Genomic DNA, 24,131 nt, shown 5'->3' on the forward strand with positions numbered 1-24,131 from the left:
TGGTTGACCCTGAACAATTACCCAATAACGGCCGATACTTTCAAGACACAATGCATTATGGGGAATTAGTTCGTGGGTTCCGCGAGAAGGGTTACATGGCAGATGCCCAAGATTGGAAAGTTGTGGGAGGATAGCGCTCATGCCTGGCTCAAATTCAATGGATATAATGGATATAAAGGGTGCCAAGATTTTCATCAGCTATTCACGCAGCGACCATGAGATAGCTGCTCGAATTGCGAATGCACTCAAGAAAACCCAATTTGAGGTATGGCTAGATATCGATCGCATTCAGCCAGGCCAGAATTGGGTTCGGGTCATTGATCAAGCGCTCACTGATGCCGGCTATCTTATTGCCTTGCTATCCAAAGCTTCCTTGGAATCCCTGTGGGTGCAACAGGAGTGGACAACTGTTCTGACGAGGCAACTGTCAGGCACCAATGGTGGCGTGGTGATCCCGTTGCGTTTGGAGCCCATTAGTCTGCCAACCATCTTGCGCGCAATGCAGGCCATTGACTTATTCCCTGATTTTGACGAAGGGCTCAAGAAGTTGGTTGGGTTTCTCTTGTGTGATACCAGGCCTGCCTGGCTCGTTCAGCATGAGTTTCATGCCACGAGGCAGATCGATAACTTGGCCGACTCTCCGTCCTTGCAGACGCTAAAGACTGAACCCGCGAGATACTCCAATGCTACATGGAACGCGTGGCATCAGGCGTTGCATTCTGAACAAGTCACTGACCCGGCTCTGGCAAAGCTGGACAATCGAACCATACGCCGCATTGCTCTGAGATGTCTTAGTCAAGCGGAATTGCAAAGTTTCTGCTTTGACAATGGTATTCAGCCAGGTTCGGTGGCGGGAAACAGTTTGAATGAGCAAATTCTTTCTCTTCTTCAGCAGCTATTGAGAGATGGCATTCTGGAGCAGTTCATCAAATGGCTTGCAGAGGAGAGTCCGCGTTGCGTAGAAAACGCCATCAAGATTTTCATGCCAACTTCTCCGAACTAGGAGTCCATGACGCTGAAATAAGTATGGAAACATGTGATAACCGGAGCTATGCGGACTCCCGAAACTCCCTTGTTGGCTTCCGTCTCGTCCGGGACATTGAGCCCTAACCCTTTGTTCTTTATTCTTTGACCCGTTGCTCTTGCCCGGAAAATCAGGAAGGGAACAACAACGTCGGCAACCATTGATGAGGCTTGCAGGTATCTGTCTGGAGCAGTGGCGTGGTTTGATGCCGCGGATAAAGGATGGTTGTAGCCATGGCGTGATGTACATTTCTCAAACACAAGGAGGCTTCATGCCACACGTCACATTTATTCATGGACTTTCTAATAAGCCAGCGGCAGACATTCTTCATCAAATCTGGCGGCGCGCGCTCGCAAAGGGCAGTGGCGGTTTGGATCTCGGAGCGAAAGGTGTGACCACCAGAATGGTGTACTGGGCCGATGTGGTCTATCCAGAGCCAGATCCAAATGTAGCTGCTTACGAAAGTACGTCAGAACGAACGGCCCAAGAAGTCGATGCGAGCGGAGATGCGCACATTCCCGTGGGTGAGAACGCCAAGGAAAAGCGTTTTATCCAAGCGATGCGAGCACAAGACACCAGGATGACCGATGCAGAAATCGAGAAGGCGGGGGACCAGGGCTCGACCGACGAGAGTGCCACCAAGCTCGAGCGCATTCCCCTTCCGTGGTGGATCAAGAAGAAAGTCATGGAGGCGAAGGTGCGGGACGCCTATCTCTACCTGTTCAACAAGGAGTTCTCCCCAAGACCAGGCATAGCCTACAAGGTGCAAGACCACATCCGCAAACTGTTCATCGATGCAATCAAAGCTGCGCCAGCTCGTGGTCCACATGTCGTGGTCAGTCACAGCATGGGGACGATTATTGCTTACGACTGCCTGAAGCGTGTCCCCGGGTGCCCAGTCATCGACGGCTTGATGACACTAGGCAGTCCGCTTGGCATCGATGAAGTGCAAGATTGTTTGGAGCCGGAATGGTCACGTTCTAACGGATACCCCACATCGCTGATAAGGTCACAATGGGTGAACGTCTACGACCATCTCGATGTTGTCTGCGGAGCCGATCCAATAATTGCCAACGATTTTTGCGAAGGGAGTGTCAAGCGTATCCAAGACGTCAGCGTGACCAATGAAGGGGCTTGGCGCCATTCAATCGTGAAATACTTTGCGCGTGACGAAGTGCGTAACGCCCTACGCCAAGCTCTTGGGTTTTAAGGGAGGGCTGGATGGACACACAACAGAAGGCAGACAAGAAGGTCCAGCGCACCAGAGAGTTGCTGGGCCGCGCTCACTGGCCTATGGGAAGTGCAGATGCCCGCGAGGCCTTGCAACTGAGCAGTGATCTCAAGGACCTGCGCCAGTTTGCCCTGCTCGCAGATCTCAGTGAACGCGTGGTGCGAATGCAGCCCAACGCGATAACTGAGCAAAAAGTTTACGCACAGGCCCTGATCGAAACCGGCCAGGCGACCGCCGCGATCGCCGTGGCCGAGAAGGCCTTGGACGGACTCTCTTCCCGTCATAAGGAATGGAACGAGCTCACCGGTCTGATTGGACGTGCGTACAAACAAATTGCCATCGACACCGGAGATCCCCATTGTCCGGAAAGCCGAACGGCGCTCGCACGCGCGCTCGACGCCTACAGTAAACCTTACAAACGGAATCCGAAAAACACCTGGCATGCCATCAATCTTGTCGCGATTGCTGCATTCGCCAAGCGGAGCGGCGTGGCCATCCCGACGTCGATCAATCCCACCACACTTGCCAGGAATATCATTGCGACGATCAACCATAAACCAAAGCGTATGCGCGACCGCTGGGATGCGGCGACGTTAGCCGAAGCGTACTTGGCGCTGCACGATCTGGATGCGGTGGAGCAGTATCTACACATCTATCTCTCGGATTCCAAGATACGCCCCTTTGAGGTCGGTAGTACCCTCAGGCAATTCAGTGAGGTCTGGGGATTGCGGGACGCCACCGATTCTCGCAGCAAAGGCCTCTTGCAAGCTTTGCGGGCACGGCTCATGTGCCTTCCAGGGGCGCAGTTACATCTCTCATCCAGTGACGTAGCACTTCAGCGAAAGATGCCTCCGCCGGAGGAACGACAACTTGAAGCAATCCTTGGAAACGAAGGGACCCAATCCTACGAATGGTGGAAGTGGGGGTTGGACCGTGCCTGCTCGGTGGCCGCCATCTATGCCGGCATCGGGCAGCGTGTGGGAACGGGATTTGTCGTGTCGGCACGAGATCTGACGTACGCCGATACGGATGAATTAGTAGTCGTAACGAACTTTCATGTGGTGAACGAAAAAGGAACTAGCAGGGCTCTGAGGCCAAGCGACGCCCAGATCGTCTTCGAGGCCATCAATCCCCGCAAGCGATACAGCATTAAGGAAATCGTGTGGTCGTCCCCAGTCGACCGTCATGACGCAAGCATCCTTCGCCTGGCCGAACAGCCTTCCACCGTGACCGCCATCCCTCTTGCCAAGAACCTCCCCATTGTGGAACCGACCGCAAAAGTTTACATCATCGGCCATCCGGGGGGAGGTGGATTGGAGTTTTCATTCCAGGACAACGCGCTACTCGATCATGAAGGGGTAGAGGGGGGGAAGCCGAGTACGCCCGACGTGTGTCGCCTCCACTACCGTGCTCCAACAGAAAAAGGAAGTTCGGGCAGCCCCGTGTTCAATGCCGGCTACTGGGAAGGCATTGCCTTGCATCATGAGGGAGGCATCCTATCAAAATTGAACGGCCAGCAAGGGACCTACCCGGCCAATGAAGGGATCTCCCTTCTCTCGATCGCTGAAGCGATTGCCAACAAAAGAAATTATCACTCATGAATTCATCAGCCACCAATCCATTGATGCTCCTTTGAGATGGAAACGGGATCGTATTGTTGCAGGCCAATTATCAATGTCCGTACCGATTACCAAACTTGATTGTGACATTGTCCTCAGTCGTTCGCACAAGGACCGCCATTTTGGCTTGTAACTCGAACAGTGGCTATCCGCAATGATCTTTCCCTCACGCAGGGCGTCTGCAGTGGCGATCTCTTGTTCGCCGCAGCTTGCCAGCAACGTGGAGTCAGGGTGCAGTGGCTACGTCAGCTTTCATATGGCATCAGCAAGGTCCAATTCATCTGTCTCCGGGACGGGGGTGGGGGCGACGGTCCCGGCGGCACCGCGCACATGTATCGGGAAGTGAACCGCCGGACAGGTCAGGTGACCTGGATCGATACTCGATCTCTTTAATTCGAAACCCACCGTACCCATTTCGATACAGTCCCGTATCGGTTTAGATTCTCCACCCAATTGCTACGACCAGTCTCGCAGCGGTTTTATACCTTCTTCACAGCCGTTGAAGAAACCATAGTGAAAAAAATCCTTAGAAAGAGTACATAGGGATGCAATCAAGCTAAGTCCCTTCTGCCGGTACGTATTGGCAAGATGATTGCTCAAGTCACAGGTCGACACTATCTCGAGTTTCGTCCCGGTCGGTCTTGCACCTATTACATCACAGAAAGGAGTGCATATGGCAAAACGAGCGGTGCTCATCGGGATCAACAAGTATCAGGTTCCTGGGTCGGATCTGAACGGGTGTGTCAATGACGTGAAGAACCTGAGTGGAGTGCTGAAGACATACTATGGTTTTGCGGACAAAGACGTCATGACCCTCACCGATCTGAAGGCAACGAAGAAGGCGATGCAGTCGGCGATCCAGAAGCTGATTGCGAGCGGGAAGAAGGGCGATGTCCTGCTCCTCCATTATTCTGGGCATGGGTCGAATGTGCCGGATGACAACGGCGACGAGGCGGATCATCGGGATGAGATCTTGTGCCCGACCGATCTGGATTGGAAAGACACGCTGCGCGACGATTGGCTTCGAAAGACGTTCGACAAGCTACGTAAGGGCGTCAGCCTCACGGTGATCATGGACTGTTGCCACTCCGGCAGCATCACTCGCGCTATCACGCCGCTGGATGCGCCCAGAAGAGAACGGTTCCTTCCGTGCCCGTTGGATCTGATGGCCACTGAGTCCGGCAGAAAGCTGCGAGGAACGATTCGCGGTCAGCTGGGAAAAGCTCCCCGAGAACGGAAGAGAAAGAGCGATATCGTCCATGCCGACATTCAAGAGCTGTTGATCACTGGCTGTCGGGATACCCAAACGTCAGCCGATGCCGATATCGGAGGGACCTATAATGGGGCGCTGACCTATTACCTCGTCGAATCGATCAAAGAAGCTGAGGGTAAGCTGACCTATCGAGAACTGCACCAGCGGACCACCGCAAGACTGAAGAAGAACGATTTCGATCAGGTGCCTCAACTTGAAGGACAGCGCGCCTCGTTCGATCGGCAGTTTCTGAGCTAGAGAGGCGGGGAAAACGGTGAGAAAGGAGGCACCATGATGCGCACCTAAAGGCACGCATCACGGCCAAAGGGCCCAAGAAAATTCTTGCCCTCGATGGCGACGGCATTTCCCGGATGACGACGATCGAGGTGTCGCGGACATTGAGCGTCTGATTCCGTGCGGGACGATCATCGCCCCGCACGAGCGGTGGATCACTTTGCTGGGTCGTACGCGACATCCAGGACTTTGACGTCGAAGAAGAGTGTTTTGCCGGCCAGCGGATGGTTGAAATCCAGGACGACCGTATCGTTTTTCACCTCGGAAACACGCGGAAACACCTTTCGTCCCTCAGGGGTTTTGCCTTCCAACCGTGCCCCAACTTTTTGAGCATCCGCCGGTATCATTTTTTTGTCGATCTCCTGAAATGCTTTCGGATCAATGGTGCCGTAGCCGTCGGTTGGGGCCACCGAGAACTTCTTTTTCTCGCCAACCGCCATACCCTCGATCTGTTTCTCGACCCCGGGAATAATTTGGTGACTACCCTGAGTGACTTTTAACGGTTGCCCACCGACGTTGGTATCGACGACTGATTGATCGTCCAGTTTCAGGGTGTACTCCAGGCTCACTTGTTTTCCGTTCGAGACTGTTATTGGTGAGGTTCCTTTCTTCTGGTCTCCGGCACATGCAGCCACAGTCGAGAACAACAGCACTGCGCTCCAAGCGGACAGCACAAAGGATAGGTATGGACGTCTCATAGGTATCGTACCTCCTGTGAGAAATGGTTCGTCTGTAGACTGGAATGGGTCGCGGGACCGGATGCGCGACAGGACGGGCGATCGGTTCCAGACTATGTTGCTGGGTTACTTATCACGCTACCACATGAGTGCGCCTGATGCTACCCAGTAATTTACCGACCGTTCAACTTTGATACAGCGCGAGAAATGCGATGTTGCCACCGAACTGTGGCCCTGTTACTCCCTGGCAGAGGAGCAGTCATGATCTGTGGCATCTATTTTCAGGTGATAAGGCTCGCGTGGTGATGGCCACGTCTCGTTAAATGCTTTCGGCCACGATGCTTCATGTGCCGTCGTAAGCCTGTTGGATCTTTTGAAGATCCGGCTTAGTCATTTGAAGGATGGCCTCCATGACTCGTTCCGATTTCTTGATATCTTTGTCTCGCAGCATTTTGTCCCATTCCGGAGAGACGATTTGCCATGAGAGCCCATACTTATCCTTCAGCCAGCCGCATGGCCCAGGTTCCCCGCCTTGGGAGAGTTTGTCCCACATCTCGTCGATTTCGGCTTGCGTCTCGCACTTCACCATAAAAGAGACTGCCTCGGTGAATTTGAAGAGAGGGCCGCCGTTCAGGGCCACGAATTCCTGGTTTTCGATCTCAAACGTGACGGTCATCACCGATCCCTTCGGCTGTCCGAATTGAGCGCCGGCTTCTCCATAGCGTGTTATGGGACCCATCCTCGAATGCTTGAATATCGACAGGTAGAACTTCGCCGCCTCTTCGGCTTGGTCGTCGAACCAAAGACAAGGGGTAATTCGTTGTATAGTAGGCATTGTGCCCCTTCCTCCTCGCACGTGGACTGTGAATGAGGCTGCATTCTGATGCAAGTCGAACTGTCAGCCACAGGCCTTTCGTGCCGCCTCCTTCAATTCATCCGGGTTGACGTCTCGAACGTGCGTGGCGATCGACCACTGATGCCCAAAGGGGTCTTCCAGCAGGCCGTAACGATCTCCCCAGAACATGTCGGCGACCGACATCATGATTTTCGCGCCGGCTGCGACGGCTTGGTTGAAGACCGACTCTACATCCTGGACATAGAGATGGATGGTGACCGGTGAACCTTTCAGCGACTTCGGCCCGAATGAGTTGTGATCGGGAAATTCATCGACGAGCATGACGGGAGAGTCACCGATTCGGATCAGGGCATGGAGGAGTTTCCCCTCTAGTCCTGGTACCTTGCACAACTCCACGGCATTGAAGGCCTTCTTGTAAAATTCAATTGCATCGGCGGCACCGGCGCACACCAGGTGCGGGGTCACAGTATGCATCCCATCTGGAATCGGCTTGACCGGCTTGTTCATCGCGTGCTCCTTTCGGTTGATCCCTCGGGTGACTTATTCTTGGTTTCTATGTTGCGGGAACTATCCTCCCGCCATGGCTCCCACGATGAGGAACGGCTCGCTTCCCATGACAACGGCGTCGGGCAGGGGACTATCCGGCAATTCATGGGACAGATCCTGCTCACAGGCAAAGAAACGGATAAACGGTCTGCGTTTGAGCGTGACGTGATCACGGACTGTTCCCCGTAACACCGGATAGCGGGCTTCAAGCGCGTCGAGCACCGACCGTTGCGTCGCCGGACCTTTGACCTCAAGGGTCACTTCACCGTTCACACGCGCCAGGGTCCGTAGATGTTGAGGAAGGATGACGCGAATCATTTGTCACTCGTCTCTTGTAACGCTTGGTTACCGTATGGTCTTCCGACTCAGCACTCAGTCTTCAGCACTTCTCATGGGAGCGTCTGTACCTCTACGGAAAGCACTGCCGGCAGATCCCTTACAATCGGCGCCCAACTGTCGCCGCCATCGGCCGACCGTTGATCACCTGGCCGAACCAACTGCTGGTTTGGGAGGCATAGATGCGATCCGGATCGGCTGGCGAGGCGTTCAGGTGGTACAGCTCCCATCCGCCGAAGTGAGGGCCTTGTACCTCCCATCGTTTGCGCGTGCCGTCCGATGTCAGAATGAACGCCCCCTTTTTGGTGCCGACCAGCAGTCGTACGCTGCTCATGGTGTGATCCCTTTCTCGTGATGACCGGTTTTCGGCGGTCAGCGTCAGCCGCTTCGTCAAGTTGTCGTCCGATTACAGTTTCCTGCTGTAGATGATCTCCAGAAATTTCGTTTCTTTTTGCTTTCCGTGGGCACCGTACATCTCGAACGTAGGGTTGTTGGCGTCGGCGATTTTCCAGTGCTGTGGGTCCATCGCTCTTTCATGCTTCTTCTCTTTGGCGAAAACCGGCCAGCCGGTCAGCATGATGCACAATGTGGTCACTGCCAAGGGTTTCAACTGCATGGTGGCCTCCTGCCGGTTAAGTTTTGAGCAAAACCGCGTTCGATACGATTGATAGTCGATTGCATGGGCCGGTTTCTCAGCATCATGCTGGCTCATGAAGCGGCTAGGCGTCGGCGAGGACCTTGAATCCACCGTAGGCCATTCGTATGCAATCGAAAACCATGCCTGCGTTTGATTGCGCAGCCCGCTCGTTTCGTCCCGGCCTTTGAACGGGACATCATTATTTCCTTTTGGCAGTCTCTGCCCGCAATCGTTCTTCCTGCCCTCGCAGTTCCGGCGTGAACTCGGCACCGAAGTCGTCCGCTTCGAAGACTTGACGAATTTCGATCTCGGATTCTCCCGGCATGGGGTTGGGGCAGCGTTTGACCCATTCGATCGCCTCTTCCTTCGATTTCACCTGCCAGAGCCAATAGCCGGCAATAAGCTCTTTAGTTTCGGCAAAGGGGCCGTCGATCACGGTGCGTGTCTTTCCCGAAAATATGACACGTGTACCCTTCGAACTCGGCTGGAGCCCTTCACCCGCAAGCATCACCCCCGCCTTCACCAGTTCTTCGTTGAATTTGCCCATTTCGGTCAGCAGTTGTGTACTCGGCATGACACCAGCTTCCGACTCCTTTGTCGCTTTCACAATGACCATGAATCGCATATCAACCTCCTCTGTCGTCTCATTTGTGGGTTCGGCCAATGGTTCCGTCTATCTGTAGTCGAACGAGTAGACCTGAAATCGACAGCGATCTTCAATGCTCTTCTACGTTCAGAAACGTTTTGTGATGTCCGCACTTCATTCAGAAGGTTATGAGAGCGTCACGCGGCGCTTGCACCATAGCCTCGACCAAGCTTGCAGCCAGACGAAGGCTGGGCGCGGCTATCCCCGGTCTGATGGGGCGTACTGCGCGGCCAGGATGGCAACCAACGCAAAGGCCGGGAGGAAGTATAGGGAGGAAAGGAGTAAGCCGATCATCGTTGCCCTGCGCGGCTTTCCGTGCATTCATTCAGGAAGCCAACTCCACCTGAGTTGCCCAACTGTTCACCGATTGCAACCCTCTGAGATGCGATGACCTTCAGGGTCAGACCTGGTATAGCCGGGTCCAACGGCACAGACCACGAGCGACCAGGTTCCTATTAATAGACTGGCTGTAGGTATGATGCTTCCGCTCATTGCTTTCGCTTCAGATCGATGATACGGGCTATCTTGAGCCGGTAATTTCTTCGACGAGGTGTCCGGTACAGCATCCTGTTGCGATCAATTGAGCTCCCTCTCGCCACAGCTGTTTCAGTAGAAGCTTACCGTCCTCTCCCACAAAGGTCACACCCGTGAGGTCCACGACGAAAGGGACTGCTTCGACCGATTGGATAGTTCGCCACTCCTGCTCGAGTTCACCGACCCAGGGTCCGGTCAGGCTGCCCTCCAGTCTGAGTCGCATCGAATTCTTCTCTGAGGTGATCTTCAGCATGCGAATATCCTCGGAACTATTCCATCACAACCATCCACTCATGCGGGTGTTTCCATCGGCAGCAATTTCTCCTCTTCGAGATTAAACGACGCCGCTTCAGGCTCTAAGATCGGTCGGTGTTGGGCAGCGATCAGCGAGTAGAACACCGGCACCACGAACAGCGTGAAGATCGTGCCGACCGTCATCCCCGTGACCAAGACCATGCCGATGCTGTTGCGTGCCGCTGCGCCGGGCCCGGATACCAGCACCAGGGGAAGATGTCCGAAGACGGTGGCCGCCGAGGTCATCAGCACCGGACGCAGTCTGGTCAGGGCCGCCTCACGCACCGCGTCGAGACGAGCGAGTCCGCGAGCCTGAAGCTTGTTGGCGAATTCCACAATCAAGATGCCGTTCTTCGCGATCAACCCGACCAGCGTGATCAACCCGACTTGTGAGTAAATGTTGATGGTCGTGAAATCCAAGAAAGTAAAGATCAGTGCGCCGGAGATCGCGAGCGGCACTGAGCCCAACAAGACGATCAGCGGATCTCGGAAGCTGTGGAACTGGGCGGCCAATACCAAATAAATGAGCACGACGGCGAAGCCCAGTGTAACGGTCAAGGCAGCGCTCTCTTGGCGGATCTGTCTGGACTCGCCCGCATAGTCGAGCATGACAGGAGGATTGCTTGCCTTCGCCGCAGCCGCTTCCAGCACCCGCAGTCCTTGATCTTTCGTGACGCCGGGCTTGACGCCGCCGAAGATGCGCACGGCGTTCCGCTGCTGAAAGCGGTTCAGGGTACGAGGCGCGGTACTCGTTTCGATGTGCGTGAACGTCGACACCGGCACCAGTTGGCCGCCCGGTGTTTTAATCTTCAGATCGAGCAGGGGACCGACGGTCGAACGGTCCTTGTCTCCGAGCTGCGGGATGACCTTATAGCTTCGATCGAAGTAGTTGAACCGGTTCACATAGGCCCCGCCGAGCATGGTGCCGAGTTCGCGGCCGATTCCGGCCAGGTCGAATCCAAGATCGGCGAGACGCTCCCGGTCCAGCACGACACGCGCCTCGGGCAAATCGATTTTCAGGTTTGTGTCGACGTACAAGAACATGCCGCTCTGCCACCCGGCGTTCAGGACTGCCCCCGTCGTTTCGAGTAATCGCTCGATCGGCAGGTCGCTCTGCAACAGCAGTTCGACGTCATATTGGCCCGGCGTCGGCAGAGGCGGGTCCAAACGCGGGAAGACCCGGAGGCCAGGCACCTGAGAGACCAGGCCGAACATCTCACCGTACATTTCCTCGGTCGAGCGTGTCCGCTCGTGCCAATCCTTCGCGACCAAGCCCCCGAAACCGCCCCAGGACGTCGTCAGTGACCAGGTGAACTTCGTTTCAGGAAGGGACGTGATGGCTTGGACGACGTTCAGATGTTCGCGGTTGCTGGCGGCAACCGTCGAGTCTGGGGACGCTTCGAAGAACAAGCTGATGTGGCTTTGATCCTCCACCGGCGCGAGTTCTTGTCGCGAAAACAGGTAGAGCGGCCAGATCATGGCCATGATCAGTAATGCCGCCGCCACGATTCCCCAACGCATGGTCAATGCGCCGTCGAGCAGCCAGGCGTAGGCGCGGCGTGCCTCTTCGAACCGTCGGTTGACAAAGGCGGTCAACCGGCCTTCCTTCCCTTGCGGGTGGACAAAGCGCGAGCTCATGACCGGCGAGAGCGTGATGGCGACGACGCCCGACAACACCACTGCCACGGCGAGCGTAATGGCAAACTCCAAGAAGAGCGAGCCGGTTAACCCTCCCTGGAATCCGATCGGCGTGTAGACCGTAGCCAGCGTGATCGTCATGGCGATGATCGGACCGAGCAGTTCGCGGGCTCCGATCAACGCCGCCTCGATCCGCGACTTGCCTAGGCGCACATGCCGCTCGACGTTTTCAACGACGACGATCGCGTCGTCCACGACCAGCCCGACCGACAGGACGATCGCGAGCAACGTCAGGAGATTGAGGCTGAAGCCGAACGCAACCATGAAGATAGCCGCGCCGATCAGCGATACCGGCATCGCGACGAGGGGGACCAGCGCGGTTCGCACCGAGCCCATAAAGAGGAACACGACGAGGGCGACGATCAAGATCGTCTCAGACAATGTCTTCGTGATTTCCGTCAGTGCATTCCGCATGAACATCGTGCCGTCCCACACCAGCTGCATGTCGATGTCGGGGGGCAGTGTCGGCCGGATGCGCTCCATCTCGTCGACCAACCGATGCTGGACCTCGATTTCATTCACACCCGGTACCGGCCAGATCCCGAGGTACACGCCTTCCGTCGCGTTGTACTTGGCGATCATGTCGGCTTCTTCGGCCTCGCGCTCGACCTTCGCAATATCTTTTAGCCGGACGATGGCCCCGCCTCGATCGGCGACGATCAGCTCCTCGAACTCGGTAGCGGAGCGAAGATCGGTGTTCGCGAGCAGATTGATCTGAGCGAAGTTTCCCTTCGTCCGCCCGACCGCGGCCAGGTAGTTGTTGCGCCGCAGCGCGTTCTGCACGTCTCCGGGCGACAGATTGAAGGATGCGAGGCGGTCGGGATCGATCCAGATGCGCATGGCGATTTGGCGACCGCCTTCGAAGGTGACTCGCTGGATGCCGGCGAGTGTGGACAGTTGCGGCTGGAGCGTGCGCAGCAGCCAGTCCGTGACGGCAGGCACAGTTCGTTCGCTGGAGGCGAAGCTGAGGTAGAACGAAGCGTAGGGCCGATCGGCCCGCTGCAGCTCGATCACCGGCGGTTCGGCTTCCACCGGCAGTTCGGCGCGCACCTGTTGGAGTCGTGCCGTGACCTCGGCTAGGGCCGCCGTACTGTTATGGTTGAGTTTCAGGTGTACCGTGACGGTGCTGACACCGGCCCGGCTGGTTGACTCCACGTAATCGACGCCGCTGATTGCAGAGACCACTCGCTCGATCGGTGTGCTCAAAAATCCGCGAACCGTTTCGGCGCTCGCGCCGTAGTAGACAGTTGTGATGATGACCGATGAGCTTTCGATCTGCGGGTACTGCTGCACAGGCAAGGACATCAACGCTCGCCAGCCGACGAGGATGATCACGAGGTTGACGACCACGGCAAGGACCGGATGCTTGATAAAGATGTCTGTGAATGAGCGCATGCGGATATCCTTTTTGTGCCTTTTCGGCTGGTTCAGCGTCTGCTGAGCAAGTGACTCAGCCGATTCTCTTTACCCTGTTCATCGATGATGGCCACCAGCACACCGTCGCGTAACTTGAAGGAGCCGGATGCCGCCACCATCTCGTCGACCGACAACCCTGTGTGGATGACGATCTCGTCGCCGACCATCGCGCCGCTTTCGACGGACCGCACATGCGCCCGCATCTTCTGCTCTTGATCCGGCGCGATCACAAATACCTGATCGCCTCCCGGCCCCTTGCGCAACGCACTGACCGGAACGGCGACCGCCTTCCGGAGGGGCCCGACCGGCACGCGCACCCGGACTGACGTGCCGGGGGTCAGCCTATGGCTTGTACCATCAACCCGCGCCCGCACCATGGCATTGCGAGTCGTCGGATCTATCCGCGCATCGAGGGCGACGATGGTGGCTCTGGTGGCCGCCGCTTCACCGGCCGCGAACACCTCGACCATCTCCCCATCCCGTAAGCCGGATGCGACTTGCTGTGCCACGGTGAAATCCACATGTACCGCATCGCTCACGCCCTGGAGCGTTGTGAGCAATGTTCCTTCGTTCAGGTATTGGCCTGGGTGAACATCGGCGATCCCTACGTGTGCCAGGAACGGCGCCCGAATCGTCTTCTTGGCGATGATCGCCTTGGTACGGGCAATCTGGGCGCGGGCAATATCCAAGTCGGCACGAGCCCGGTCGACTTCCTCCTGAGTTGTGGCGAGTTCCTGATTGAGGTTCTGTCGACGATTGAGCACCGTCTTGGCAAGAGCGGCCTGGGCTTCCTGCGCCTGCAGCTCCGCTTCCTCGACGGAAACGTCGAGCGCGACCAGCAAGGTGCCAGCTTCCACGATCTGTCCCGGCGTGAGCCGGACTTCGCGGACTGTCCCGGCGAGTTCGTTCTTCAGCATGACCGAACGTAAGGCCAGAACCGTGCCGATCGAGGTGGTGGTCTGTCGATGTTCAATGTCCCTGGCCGCAGCGACCATGACCGATTCCATCGGCTCCGGTTGCCTGGCGGAAGCCTCGGCACTGGCTTGAACGGATGCATATTTCCACAATCCCAAGCTGAGACCGATAGAGATTATGCTGAACAACAGTAAGGAGCTGAGCCACCCACGACGATTCATGATCAATAACCTCCTGCCCACTGGCGTGAATCTGACAGAGGGAGTTCAGCAATGGACGTTCCAGCAGGTGTTGCGAGCCGGTAGAATGTGTAACGCATGAATATAATAGTGAAATATTTATTCCGCTGGAAGAATCTTGGAACAAAAAGAAAGGCATTGCCGGTAGGAGTCTGCCGTCAGTTCGACAGGTGCCGAAATATCGGCGAATGTCAGTGAGATGAGAAGTGTCAAACTGATGATAGATGCCCTCGGTCTCCTTCGTGGAGACGAACTCCGGAATGTCTGGAAACAATAGCGCGGCGATTATACCTATACCCGGTTTGTTCCTTCACGTGTATCATTGCTCTTTCGGCCAGTAGTCCCGTTGAAATTCCTTCAAGACTCCGTCTGGGCCGAACGTGAGAATCTTATTCCAACCCTGAGCACCGCCGTAGCCCCGAAACTCCCATCGCAAGATTTCTCCACCGTCTCCAGCTTTCGCTCGCTTCGTCGGCCGTCCCCATTCGCGCACATAGTAATCCTTCGTCTTCACGCCGACCTCCTGCCGCATCTGCGCGTCAAACGCCTCCCAACGTTGTTCCAAGGTCCAATAGCATCCGGAGAGGAGCGGTACGGTGGCAGCCAACACAACAGAGAACAGCAAGGTCACAGTCTTCATGCTACACCTCTCGAATTCTTGAGAAGTCTTGCATCATGGCGCCTTCGCTATCAGCCGGGCCAGTGCGCCGTCGAGTTCAGGCGCGTCCGGCAGAACGATCCGAAACTCTCCTTCAAGCGTTTCCCTCATATCGGTCACGCTCGTAATCAGATGCCGGTCTTTACCGCCGGCTCGATGATGCACGGTCAGTTGGTTGTTGAGCAGCCCATATCGTCGATCCGGTGCGGGCCTGGCCGCCAGAAGACTGCTCACAAACCGAGAATTCGGGTGGGTGGATACGTACCAATTTGCCATCTCATAATCGGGCAACAATTGCTCGGCCAAGCTGAACCAGTACAGCGAGACCCAGTGGTCGTCGATTTTGACTTGCTCGATAAATTCCTCAAATTTCTCCTGGGCCTTCACCAGACGGAAGGGTTCATGCGGGGTGGTTTGCTCGATATCGAGTTCGAGCCGTAATGGGCCCGTCAGCGTGATCCCACCGAATCCGGCGTCCACGACGTAGCGCTCCCCGTCGAGATCGACCAGAAGCAACATATGACTCCGGGGAGGCACGGTTCCTTCCGGCATGCTCCATAGCACGCGCGCCGCCAGTCCGGTGACGCGAAACCCCAGCGCGTCGAGCGCATGTTTGAGCAGGAGATTGTGTTCGAAGCAATAACCGCCGCGACCGTCCCGCACCAGCTTCTGCTGAAGCGACTCCGCATCTAAGCGAACCGGCCATCCCATCAAGGGATTCAGGTTTTCAAACGCAATGGTCTCGGCGTGCCGGAGCTGGATGGCGGCCAAAGTATCCAGCGTCGGCTTGCGTGCTCCCTCGTAGCCGATACGCTCGAAATAGGCGGTTAAGTCGATTGCCGTCGTCGGAGCCCGTTGCAGCGTCGGACTATCCATGCATGCTCTTGAGAGCCGGTACGGCTGTACCGCTCTCGTCGTGACAGGATGCGATCATACCGTAGGCTCCGCGCGGTATACCCAAACCTTCGGCAACAAGAGGTTTGTGGCGATGACCGCAAGCACACAAACTACACCGCCGCTCCACAGACTGATAGAAACGCAGCTCTGCGCAGTGACCCAGCCGGCGCGCCGTGCAGGGGACCGGGTGTTCGGTGAGGGGGTAGACGCAGGCGGGGTGTCCTCAATCCCGCGCTGGTTTTGGTCTTGAGCGAACTCGGGTCGGTCGAGGCGATCAAGACGATTGAGATACTCCAAGGTGCTCGGCATGTGTTTGGTGATGCCCATGCCGGGCCAGCGCAAGACGATTCACGGCAGGCCGAGGCTCAGAAGCACCACGAGGCCCGCCGTGACATTCTGTCGACGGGTTTAGCTCATGCTCTTGCCCATCCGCGCTATTTCTTCTTGCCTATCGTTTGTTGCAGGAGAGATTTCCATTCGTCCCGGTTGACGGACGGCATCGTGGTAATCTGAATATGACCCATCGAGGCATTCAATACTGCTGCTTTCATGGCCGTCTTATTATCTGGAAATTCCCAAATGGCGACGACGTCGTATTCGCCCAGGCAATAGTACGCCTGGATCAACTTGCCGCCGAGCGTCTGAGCGTTCTTCTTGACCATGTCGGCGCGCTCGGTCCCTTTGTCTTTCATGGTTTGAAGACCATGCTGCGTGAACTTGATGAGGCTGACGTAACTCGGCATAGTAGACCTCCTTGGTGGGTCGACGCAGAGGGAGCGTCGAGTTGCGGAATTTTAGACGCTTTCGGACGGCCAACACAAGCGAGAAGTCAAGTGGATGGTTAAGCTCGGAACCCACACTATTCATGAACGTCTCTACTGCAACCCCGGATATGCCTCTGCGACGAGCTTGGCGAGGAGTTCGCACGGCCAAACGGGCTGGGTGGGCCGGTCAGGTTCTTACGGTAATCTTCGGTTCAGGCGCGTGTGCTCTCGCGTTCATTCGCGCATCTCACTGGTACCAGGTCGACGCTGACTAGGGCGTGTCATCAATTAAGCCATGTCATCGAAGCAGCGAGATAGATGGCACCGAGGAAATTGGCGGCGCGTTTATCATAGCGGGTGGCGATGGCACGGAATTGCTTGAGTCTCGCGAAAAAGTTCTCGATCAGATGGCGGGCTCGGGAGAGGTCTTGATCGTATTCACGTGGGGTTGTTCTGTTGGATTTGGGTGGGATGACGATGGTCTTCCCTGCTTTTCGCAGCGGTTCAATCACCCGTTCATCGGCATCGAAGGCTTTATCGGCGATGACGGTATCCGCCTCAATGCCGGGTAGCAAGACATCGGCGCCCTCCAGATCATGCGCCTGTCCTGGGGTGAGATGAAACCCGGTCGGATTACCCAGCGCGTCACAGGTGGCGTGGATTTTCGTGGTCAGGCCCCCCTTGCTGCGTCCGATGGCTTCCTGCACTTGGTGCCCCCTTTTGCCCCAGCGCTGTGCTGGTGGGCACGGACGATGGTGGAATCGATCATCGCGTATTCATTGTCGAGATCCTCGGCCAGACGCGCAAACACCCGTTGCCAGACGCCGCGTCGACTCCAGCGCGTATGGCGCGTGTGGATCACTCGGAAATCTCCGAACCGCTCCGGCAGATCCCGCCACGGGATTCCCGCGCGATACCGGAACAACACCGCTTCCACAAATAGCCGGTTGTCCTGCGCGGTCACCCCCACCGTGCCTTCACGCCCAGGCAACAGGGTTTCAATCTTCTCCCACTGGTCATCCCGCAACCCGTACCGTCTCACCATCCGCAGGCCCCTCCTTCGGCCTGGGACGGAGTGAATCACACCACGATGGCTTTGTGAACCTAGAAAATTAATTGATGACACGCCCTAACCTGAACCGGCATACTTTTCAATTCTTCTTCCGCCGGTCGTAGGGTAGGTGGGCGAGTCGTTCAGGGCGCAAGCCGTATCGCGGAGGTCTGGGCGAGGCTTCGTCCCCAGTTGCTGGTAATCCGGCGTCTGGTTGACGGTTGCTGATGCGAGGCGTGACAGATTCAGGCAGGGTTCTGCCGGTTGGCTGCCGCATGCGGGATCCGGGAGCGCTTCGTTCGAAAGTGGACCAGGTCCTTCGAGAAGAGCACATCCAGCGTCCAGTCCAAGGCCACGAGCAGTTTCTTTTCAAAGCGAGGCAGTTTCAGCAAGTAGATCGTCCGCCACAACCACCAGGCGATGAAGCCGGAGAAATTCACCCCGAGAATGTTCGCGACGCCGGTCCGTTTCCCAATGGGAGCCAGCAGCCCGAGCGTCGAGTAGACGAAGGGCTTCATGCGCTCCCCTCGCAGGGTCGCCAGGATATTCCGCGCCGCCACTCTCCCTTCACGCAGCGCATGTTGCGCGGTCGGAGGATGGAAGGCTCCGGTTTTACGATCCGGCACGAGCGCGCAGTCGCCGAAGGCCCAGAGGCCCGGCCACCCCGGCACTTCCAGGTACTCGTTGACGAGGACCCGGCCCTTCGTTTTCGGGCAGGGCAGGGTCTCCAAGAGGGCATGCGGGCTGATGCCGGCGGTCCAGACCAGCGTATTGGTCGACACTGTCGTCCCATCGCTGAGGGTGACATCGAGGTCCGTCACGGCGGTGACTTTACAACTTGAATGGATTTCCACCTTTTGCTCGATGAGTTTGCGCTGGGCGTAGGTGCCGAGCTCCTCCCCCAGTTCCGGCAAGATGAATTTCCCCGCACTGACCAGGATGATCCGCAGCATGTCCGCCCGCAGATGCGGGAAGAACTGCACTGCCTCCCGCAGAAAGTCATTCATGGCCGCGATGGTCTCGACCCCGGCGAACCCGCCGCCGGCCACGACGAAATTCAGTAAGGGCGCCCGGAGCGACGCTCCGCACTCATAGTCCGCCTCTTCCAGATTCGCGATGAGGTGGTTGCGCAGCACAATCGCATCATCCAACGATTTCATGGTCAGCGCCCGGTCGGCCAAGCCGGGGATGTGGAAGAAGTTCGTGGTGGACCCGAGGGCCAGCACCAGGTGGTCGTAGGGCAGCGAGTGGCAATGGGCCTCGTGCCCATGCGAGAGGCCGACGCGCTTGTGCACGAGATCAATGGCTTCGATCTCGCCGTGAAAGAACGTCACGCGCCGCAGCAGCTTCCGGATCGGGCTGACGATATTGGTGATATCCAGGTCGCTCGCCGCGACTTCGTGCAGCATCGGGGTGAAGAGGAAAAAGTTGTCCTGGTTGACGAGGGTGACGTCCAAGTCGGCTCCGCGTGTCAGGGCCCGTTCGAACTCCAGCGCGGCATACATCCCGCCGAACCCCCCACCCAGAATCACCACGCGCGGTTTTCCGTTAGACATCAATCCTCCTCAATGGCGAGCATTTTCTTGGGAATATGAAGCTAGGGAGGTGAGAAATCGAGGCGCGAGAAGTGACGGTTCCTGAGGGGATTGTCGAAGGTGCGAGCCTCCACCTGTTTTCATTCCACCACCCAGATCGCAAATCCTTTGGCGGTGTGCAGGAGATGGTCGGTCGTGCCGCCGCCGAACATCTGTTTGATCCGCGATATCCCCTGCCGACCCACGACGATGGTATCGTGATGCCCGTTTCGAGCCTCTTCGAGGATATTTCTGGCGATGTTGTCGTCATGACCATATTTTACCATCACTCGGTTCATGTCGAACCCGGATCGTGTCAACGTCTCACAGGCCTGTTTCAGGACATGACACTCGGATTCCCGCTCCTTTTGAATCCAGGCGTCCTGCTCATTGCGCAACTGGGCGCTCAATTGCGCCTCGACCGCCGGGTTCTCCGATCCACCATGCTCCAGGAACCTCCGCGGCATGGGCTTGAGCACATGAAAGAGGGTGATGACGGCGTTGGGCGTTCGGCTCAGCAGAGATCCAACATACTGGACCACGCGATGGGAGTTTTCGGACTCGTCCACAGCCAGAAGAATTCGCCCAGCGACCGACCTACTTGCTTCCTTCTCTCCATTCTCTATATTCTGCTCTGCCTGTTGAAACATAGGCACCTCCCAAATCCTTGACAGGTTTCATCTAGAGCCATGCCTTCACACTCACGACATGAGTGCTTGAATCTCGTCTTGAGTTGAGCATCGATATTTCCCCAATGCGGCCTACTCCAATTACTTGGGCCGAGAAGACAGATGCTAAACACAGTCCGCTTACCTCATCCCACCCCTCATTTCCGGCATGACGAACCACACAATTCCCAGCACTACGAACCACAGCATCAGCCCAAATGAGCTGACCGCGCTGACCATCACGAGACAACAGAGGAAGATAAGCGGCACCCGGGTTATAACCTCACAGGAATCTACGCACCACTTCGCATATCGCCGGCGCGTTACCGATGTTGAGCAGCCGGTTCTTCATGATGTTGCTCCTGACCGAGGGACCACTCGTGGTTCATCAGGCTCATGTGATAGCTCAGACCCACTCGATGGAGTGCGATCAAGTTCTGTCGGCTCAGACGATTGATTGCAACAAACACGTGGCTCCAAGCGAAGTCTGGTTGGCCGACCGTCAGCATCTCGTCCATCGTCATTACTTCGTATCGTTGAAGCATCGTCAGGATGGCCAGCTCCATATCCGCATGTCCCGTGGTCATAGACTGTCTCCCGCTGCGCTATGGACCAACCTGCTCGAATGCCCGTACAGATTCCCGTTCCACACTCTGAGTCATGGCCGAGCTCAGCATGCTCAACAGGATGCTCGGGTCGGATGACTTTCGAACCCAGGCAAAAGCTCCCAGCGTCTGCGCCAGGTCGTACATATCCCAGTCGACTTCCGTGAATAGAATGATCGGTCGTTCGGGCCAGGTCGTTCGAGATTGCTTCAGGAGATCGAGCCCATTAAGGTCAGGAATGTGAGAGTCGATGACGACCGCATCAACGTGGCGAAACTGCATCTCGCATAGTGCCTGAACCCCATCAGGCACCTGCACGACGACAAACCCCTCCTGCTCTAGTAGTCCGGCGAGAGGCAGTTGCGTTGTCTCCGGATCATGGATGAGCAACAAGCGTCTCCCATAGCCGATCATGGGCTTCTCCTCTCCGAGGTCGTGCCGCCGTTCGGCTGCTCTGCAGGACTGTCGCTCCTCTCTTGTAGCGAACCCGCTCGCATCGAACTGTCGACCTCGTCGCAATGACAGTAGGGACCATCGATGACCGCCCACCCACAGACCAATTCGTCCATCTCAGCGGCAAGATCGGCTGCTGACATTCCTCCGCAACGTGGACAACTCATCCCGCCCCTTTCTTGCAATCATCTCACCCGAGGAGGCCTGTGCACGATTCGGCCCGCACAAGCTCCACGAGGTCATGAGCACCGAAAAGCCATGGATTGTAGTAAACACCATGGTCTCATTCAGGAGGATAGGACCGAGGCGCTCGTACATGTGGGAGTCAGTTGGAGCGGTCTGTAGGAATTGTCCGACAGGGAAGCGACTCGGGAGAGTAGGGGCGCTAAGGGTGTATCACCACCGGCGGTGAACTACGTTGGGAAGACACAGAAGGGGTCGGCTGTCGTGATCATTCCACGAGGTGATGTTGTACCGCGTAGCGCGCCAGGTCTGCATTGGTCTTGAGATTCAGCTTCTCCAGGATGCGGGTACGATAGGTACTGATGGTTTTGATGCTGAGGGACAGTTGGTCGGAGATCTCCGTGATCGTGCTGCCGCCGGCAATCAGGCGAAACACCTGGTCTTCGCGATCGGACAAGGAACTGTGAGGCGGTCGCTCGTGGTCGCCTTGTTGATGAATGTGCGATGCCAGGAGTTCAGCCGTTTTGGGTGTGATGTATTTCCCTCCGCGCGAGATCACCTTGATGGCCTGCACCAATTCCTGGGGAGCGCTTTCCTTCGTCAGATACCCGGCTCCGCCGGCACGTAACACGCGTACGGCAAACTGGTCCTCCGGATGCATGCTCAATACCAGTACGGGAAGGTTTGGGAAGAGCCGTTTCAGTTCGTGCAACCCCTCCAACCCGCCGCGGCCCGGCATAGTTAAATCCAACACAACCACATCCCACCGGCGTTGCTGTGCTTGCTCCACTAACTCATGGACGTTCGAAGCCTCACCGATCACGGCTCCGGAAAACTCATCGGTGAGAATCTGCGTCAGGCCTCGGCGAAGGTACGGGTGATCGTCTGCAAGGAGAATGTTAATCATCGCTTGTCGGAGATCGCGGCATTCTGACGGTGACCGTTGTTCCGATTCCCGGCGTGCCTTGAATGTCGAACGCACCGCCCTGCTCTTTGGCGCGTAGGCGCATCCCCAGCAGGCCGAAGGCTTTCGGCCCGGACTTTTCATCGGCGGTGATGCCTTGGCCGTTATCCCTGATTTGCATGATCACATGGTCGCGGGTTTCTTCCAGTCTGATGTCCACTTTGCTAGCATGGGCATGCCGAGCCACGTTCGTCAAGACCTCTTGGAGGATGCGGAAGAGCGCGGTCGATTGCTGATCCCCCACACCAATCCGGTCCGGTGAAATACTGGTGGTACAGGCGATTCCGGTCCGATGACGAAACTCACGCGCTTGCCATTCAACCGCGGCTTCCAGGCCGAGTTGATCCAACACACCGGGCCTTAACGTCGTCGCGATCTCCCGCACCGATTGAATGGTGGAGTCCACGAGCTCCAGCGACGAAGCCAATCTTGACAGGACGGCAGATGGCTCGAACGAGCCATTCGATTCCATAATTTGCTTGTAGACCCACGACACATCGAGTTTTAAGCCTGTCAAGGCTTGCCCCAGCACATCATGAGCCTCCAACGCGATTCTTCCTCGTTCTTCTTCACGCACCGACTCCAAGCGAACGGCGAGGGCCGCGAGTTGGTTGCGGGAATTAAGCAGCGCCTCCTCTCCGCGTTTCCGATCAGTGATATCCATCGAACAGCCGACGATGCCGATTGGAGCACCGCTGTCATTCCGCAGCAAGACGAGCGAAAGGTGGGCAACCCGTAGTGCTCCGGACTTGGTGAGTCTCCGGATTTCGACCTGATGGGTTCCTTTGGTCTTGACAGGGGTAAGCACGTCACGTTCCAGGAACTCGCTGTCCTCCACTGGGTAGACAAATGAGATATGTTTGCCAAGGGCCTCGTGTATCGTATATCCAAGCAATCGTTCCGCCCCGTTATTCCAGCTCGTCACGTAGCCGTTCATATCAACAGTGATAACCGTTTCTTGGATTTGATTGATGATGTCGGCCTGTCTCCGAATCAGTTCATCCGCTTGTCGTTGTGCGGTGATGTCGGCGAAGAGGCCGACGAGTTCTTGAGAGGTTCCGTCTGACCGTAGGATCAACACCGCTTGGTCGCGGAACCAGCGGTACTCGCCGTCGTGTGTCTGCCAGCGGTACTCAGTCGCCAGTGCGCCGGTTTCGGACAGTTTGTTGAACTCCGTCAGGGTCTTCTCTTGATCGTCGGGATGGAGCCGCGATGCCCAAAGGGATGAGTTATCCACAAAACTTTTTGGTGGATAACCGGTCACCGTCTCACTGTTCTCGCTCACCCACAAGGCACCATAGTCCCCCGAAGGCTTTGCAGAGTACATCACGATGGGCAAACTGCGCAAAATCAAGGCTTGGCGGGCGTGCCCCACCATGACGGCTTTCTCAGCCTGGCGGCGTTTCGCCAAGTCGTAAAAGATCACGAGTCCTCCCCCGCCGGCAAGAACAATGGTCAAGAGGGTTCCACCAAAAATGAGCGACAACGTGAACGCAGCCTCGCTGTCTGTGTGCTTCGACCAGTCAGCCAAGAGCATCTGCTCCTGCTCCCGCATCTTCCCAAGCACGACTTTGATCTTGTTCATCGTCTCTGTACCGGCGTCGAGATGTGCCTTCATCTCATGGATGTCCATCTTGTCAGCATCCCTGAGGTCGATTAATGTTCGGGATTGTGTCAACCTCAGGTCGATCAGACGATGTAACGTCAGCACGTGTTGTCGCTGAACCTGACTGTCCACCGTCTGGTCGGCAAGGGTGCGCAAGACTGCCTCGATGTTCTGACGCTTGTCACGATATGATCGCAGGTATTGCCGTTCACCTGTCAGCAGATCGATCAGTTGCCTGGATTCCAAGTCCTCCATGAGGAGAAGCAGCTGCTCAATCGTTTCTCTGATCTCATGCGTTTGCACGACTCGGGATTCATGAGCGATGAGGTCAGCCGCACTACGATAAGAAATGATCCCGATTCCAAGCAGGAGGATGAACGCAGCCACGAGGCCCACCGCAAGCTTCTTCTCAAGCGAAACCTGGATCAGACCTTCAAACATTGACCCGCCTCCTCGCACGCGCGTGGAGTCAGACAGCCACTAAACACGTGCAG

The 24,131-nt window shown here is 56.6% G+C and carries 24 protein-coding genes; 4 read left to right on the plus strand and 20 right to left on the minus strand.

The features are described 5' to 3' along the window. Positions 1-139: 139 nt before the first annotated feature. From P0120_10555 to P0120_10570, 4 genes are all read left to right on the plus strand, one after another. Complete coding sequence (locus P0120_10555; protein MDF0674758.1) at positions 140-1,003, plus strand: toll/interleukin-1 receptor domain-containing protein; 864 nt, start codon at positions 140-142, stop codon at positions 1,001-1,003. Positions 1,004-1,295: 292 nt separating this feature from the next. Continuing rightward, on the plus strand, positions 1,296-2,234 hold the full coding sequence (locus tag P0120_10560) for a hypothetical protein (protein MDF0674759.1): 939 nt from the start codon (positions 1,296-1,298) through the stop codon (positions 2,232-2,234). Positions 2,235-2,245: 11 nt separating this feature from the next. Beyond that, positions 2,246-3,856 (plus strand): serine protease, encoded by a 1,611-nt coding sequence (locus tag P0120_10565; protein ID MDF0674760.1) that lies wholly within the window; start codon positions 2,246-2,248, stop codon positions 3,854-3,856. A 691-nt stretch (positions 3,857-4,547) separates the two neighbouring features. Further along, on the plus strand, positions 4,548-5,384 hold the full coding sequence (locus P0120_10570) for a caspase family protein (GenBank protein ID MDF0674761.1): 837 nt from the start codon (positions 4,548-4,550) through the stop codon (positions 5,382-5,384). Positions 5,385-5,575: 191 nt separating this feature from the next. On the opposite strand, the gene P0120_10575 is transcribed toward P0120_10570, so the two are convergent. From P0120_10575 to P0120_10670, 20 genes are all read right to left on the minus strand, one after another. Then, positions 5,576-6,118 carry a peptidylprolyl isomerase gene (locus P0120_10575; protein MDF0674762.1) on the minus strand — a complete coding sequence of 181 codons (543 nt, stop codon included), beginning with the start codon at positions 6,116-6,118 and terminating at the stop codon, positions 5,576-5,578. A 322-nt stretch (positions 6,119-6,440) separates the two neighbouring features. Next, complete coding sequence (locus P0120_10580; protein ID MDF0674763.1) at positions 6,441-6,932, minus strand: VOC family protein; 492 nt, start codon at positions 6,930-6,932, stop codon at positions 6,441-6,443. A 63-nt stretch (positions 6,933-6,995) separates the two neighbouring features. Beyond that, positions 6,996-7,460 carry a VOC family protein gene (locus P0120_10585; GenBank protein MDF0674764.1) on the minus strand — a complete coding sequence of 155 codons (465 nt, stop codon included), beginning with the start codon at positions 7,458-7,460 and terminating at the stop codon, positions 6,996-6,998. 60 nt (positions 7,461-7,520) lie between these two features. Further along, the gene (locus tag P0120_10590) at positions 7,521-7,817 is read right to left on the minus strand and encodes a MoaD/ThiS family protein (protein ID MDF0674765.1); all 297 of its coding nucleotides are present in this window, start codon (positions 7,815-7,817) and stop codon (positions 7,521-7,523) included. A 118-nt stretch (positions 7,818-7,935) separates the two neighbouring features. After that, positions 7,936-8,169, minus strand: coding sequence for a hypothetical protein (locus P0120_10595; GenBank protein MDF0674766.1), 234 nt, complete (start codon positions 8,167-8,169; stop codon positions 7,936-7,938). A gap of 72 nt (positions 8,170-8,241) precedes the next feature. Further along, positions 8,242-8,451: a hypothetical protein gene (locus P0120_10600; GenBank protein MDF0674767.1), complete on the minus strand. Its 210-nt coding sequence runs from the start codon at positions 8,449-8,451 to the stop codon at positions 8,242-8,244. 220 nt (positions 8,452-8,671) lie between these two features. Then, a complete protein-coding gene (locus tag P0120_10605) occupies positions 8,672-9,097 on the minus strand; it encodes a YciI family protein (protein MDF0674768.1) in 426 nt (141 codons plus the stop codon). Positions 9,098-9,638: 541 nt separating this feature from the next. Next, a complete protein-coding gene (locus P0120_10610; GenBank protein MDF0674769.1) occupies positions 9,639-9,905 on the minus strand; it encodes a hypothetical protein in 267 nt (88 codons plus the stop codon). A 38-nt stretch (positions 9,906-9,943) separates the two neighbouring features. Then, positions 9,944-13,039 carry an efflux RND transporter permease subunit gene (locus P0120_10615; protein MDF0674770.1) on the minus strand — a complete coding sequence of 1,032 codons (3,096 nt, stop codon included), beginning with the start codon at positions 13,037-13,039 and terminating at the stop codon, positions 9,944-9,946. Between the two features lie 32 nt (positions 13,040-13,071). Continuing rightward, positions 13,072-14,196, minus strand: coding sequence for an efflux RND transporter periplasmic adaptor subunit (locus tag P0120_10620; protein MDF0674771.1), 1,125 nt, complete (start codon positions 14,194-14,196; stop codon positions 13,072-13,074). Positions 14,197-14,533: 337 nt separating this feature from the next. Next, positions 14,534-14,854: a hypothetical protein gene (locus P0120_10625; protein MDF0674772.1), complete on the minus strand. Its 321-nt coding sequence runs from the start codon at positions 14,852-14,854 to the stop codon at positions 14,534-14,536. A 33-nt stretch (positions 14,855-14,887) separates the two neighbouring features. Then, positions 14,888-15,748 (minus strand): arylamine N-acetyltransferase, encoded by an 861-nt coding sequence (locus P0120_10630; protein ID MDF0674773.1) that lies wholly within the window; start codon positions 15,746-15,748, stop codon positions 14,888-14,890. A gap of 455 nt (positions 15,749-16,203) precedes the next feature. Next, positions 16,204-16,512 (minus strand): GYD domain-containing protein, encoded by a 309-nt coding sequence (locus P0120_10635; GenBank protein MDF0674774.1) that lies wholly within the window; start codon positions 16,510-16,512, stop codon positions 16,204-16,206. Between the two features lie 305 nt (positions 16,513-16,817). Beyond that, positions 16,818-17,575 (minus strand): IS5 family transposase gene (locus P0120_10640; protein ID MDF0674775.1). Its coding sequence is split into 2 segments (ribosomal slippage): positions 16,818-17,234 and positions 17,237-17,575, totalling 756 coding nucleotides; the frame shifts between segments, so codons are not numbered across the junction. Between the two features lie 254 nt (positions 17,576-17,829). Then, on the minus strand, positions 17,830-19,140 hold the full coding sequence (locus P0120_10645; protein ID MDF0674776.1) for an NAD(P)/FAD-dependent oxidoreductase: 1,311 nt from the start codon (positions 19,138-19,140) through the stop codon (positions 17,830-17,832). Between the two features lie 119 nt (positions 19,141-19,259). Further along, positions 19,260-19,808 carry a universal stress protein gene (locus tag P0120_10650; GenBank protein ID MDF0674777.1) on the minus strand — a complete coding sequence of 183 codons (549 nt, stop codon included), beginning with the start codon at positions 19,806-19,808 and terminating at the stop codon, positions 19,260-19,262. Positions 19,809-20,149: 341 nt separating this feature from the next. Beyond that, on the minus strand, positions 20,150-20,413 hold the full coding sequence (locus tag P0120_10655) for a hypothetical protein (GenBank protein ID MDF0674778.1): 264 nt from the start codon (positions 20,411-20,413) through the stop codon (positions 20,150-20,152). A gap of 18 nt (positions 20,414-20,431) precedes the next feature. After that, positions 20,432-20,845: a response regulator gene (locus P0120_10660; GenBank protein ID MDF0674779.1), complete on the minus strand. Its 414-nt coding sequence runs from the start codon at positions 20,843-20,845 to the stop codon at positions 20,432-20,434. Positions 20,846-21,335: 490 nt separating this feature from the next. Then, positions 21,336-21,974 carry a response regulator transcription factor gene (locus P0120_10665; protein MDF0674780.1) on the minus strand — a complete coding sequence of 213 codons (639 nt, stop codon included), beginning with the start codon at positions 21,972-21,974 and terminating at the stop codon, positions 21,336-21,338. Next, complete coding sequence (locus P0120_10670) at positions 21,967-24,078, minus strand: PAS domain-containing protein (GenBank protein MDF0674781.1); 2,112 nt, start codon at positions 24,076-24,078, stop codon at positions 21,967-21,969. Before P0120_10670 ends, P0120_10665 begins: the two co-directional genes overlap by 8 nt. Positions 24,079-24,131: the final 53 nt, after the last annotated feature.

It is taken from the genome of Nitrospira sp. (assembly GCA_029194675.1).
GTDB lineage: Bacteria > Nitrospirota > Nitrospiria > Nitrospirales > Nitrospiraceae > Nitrospira_D.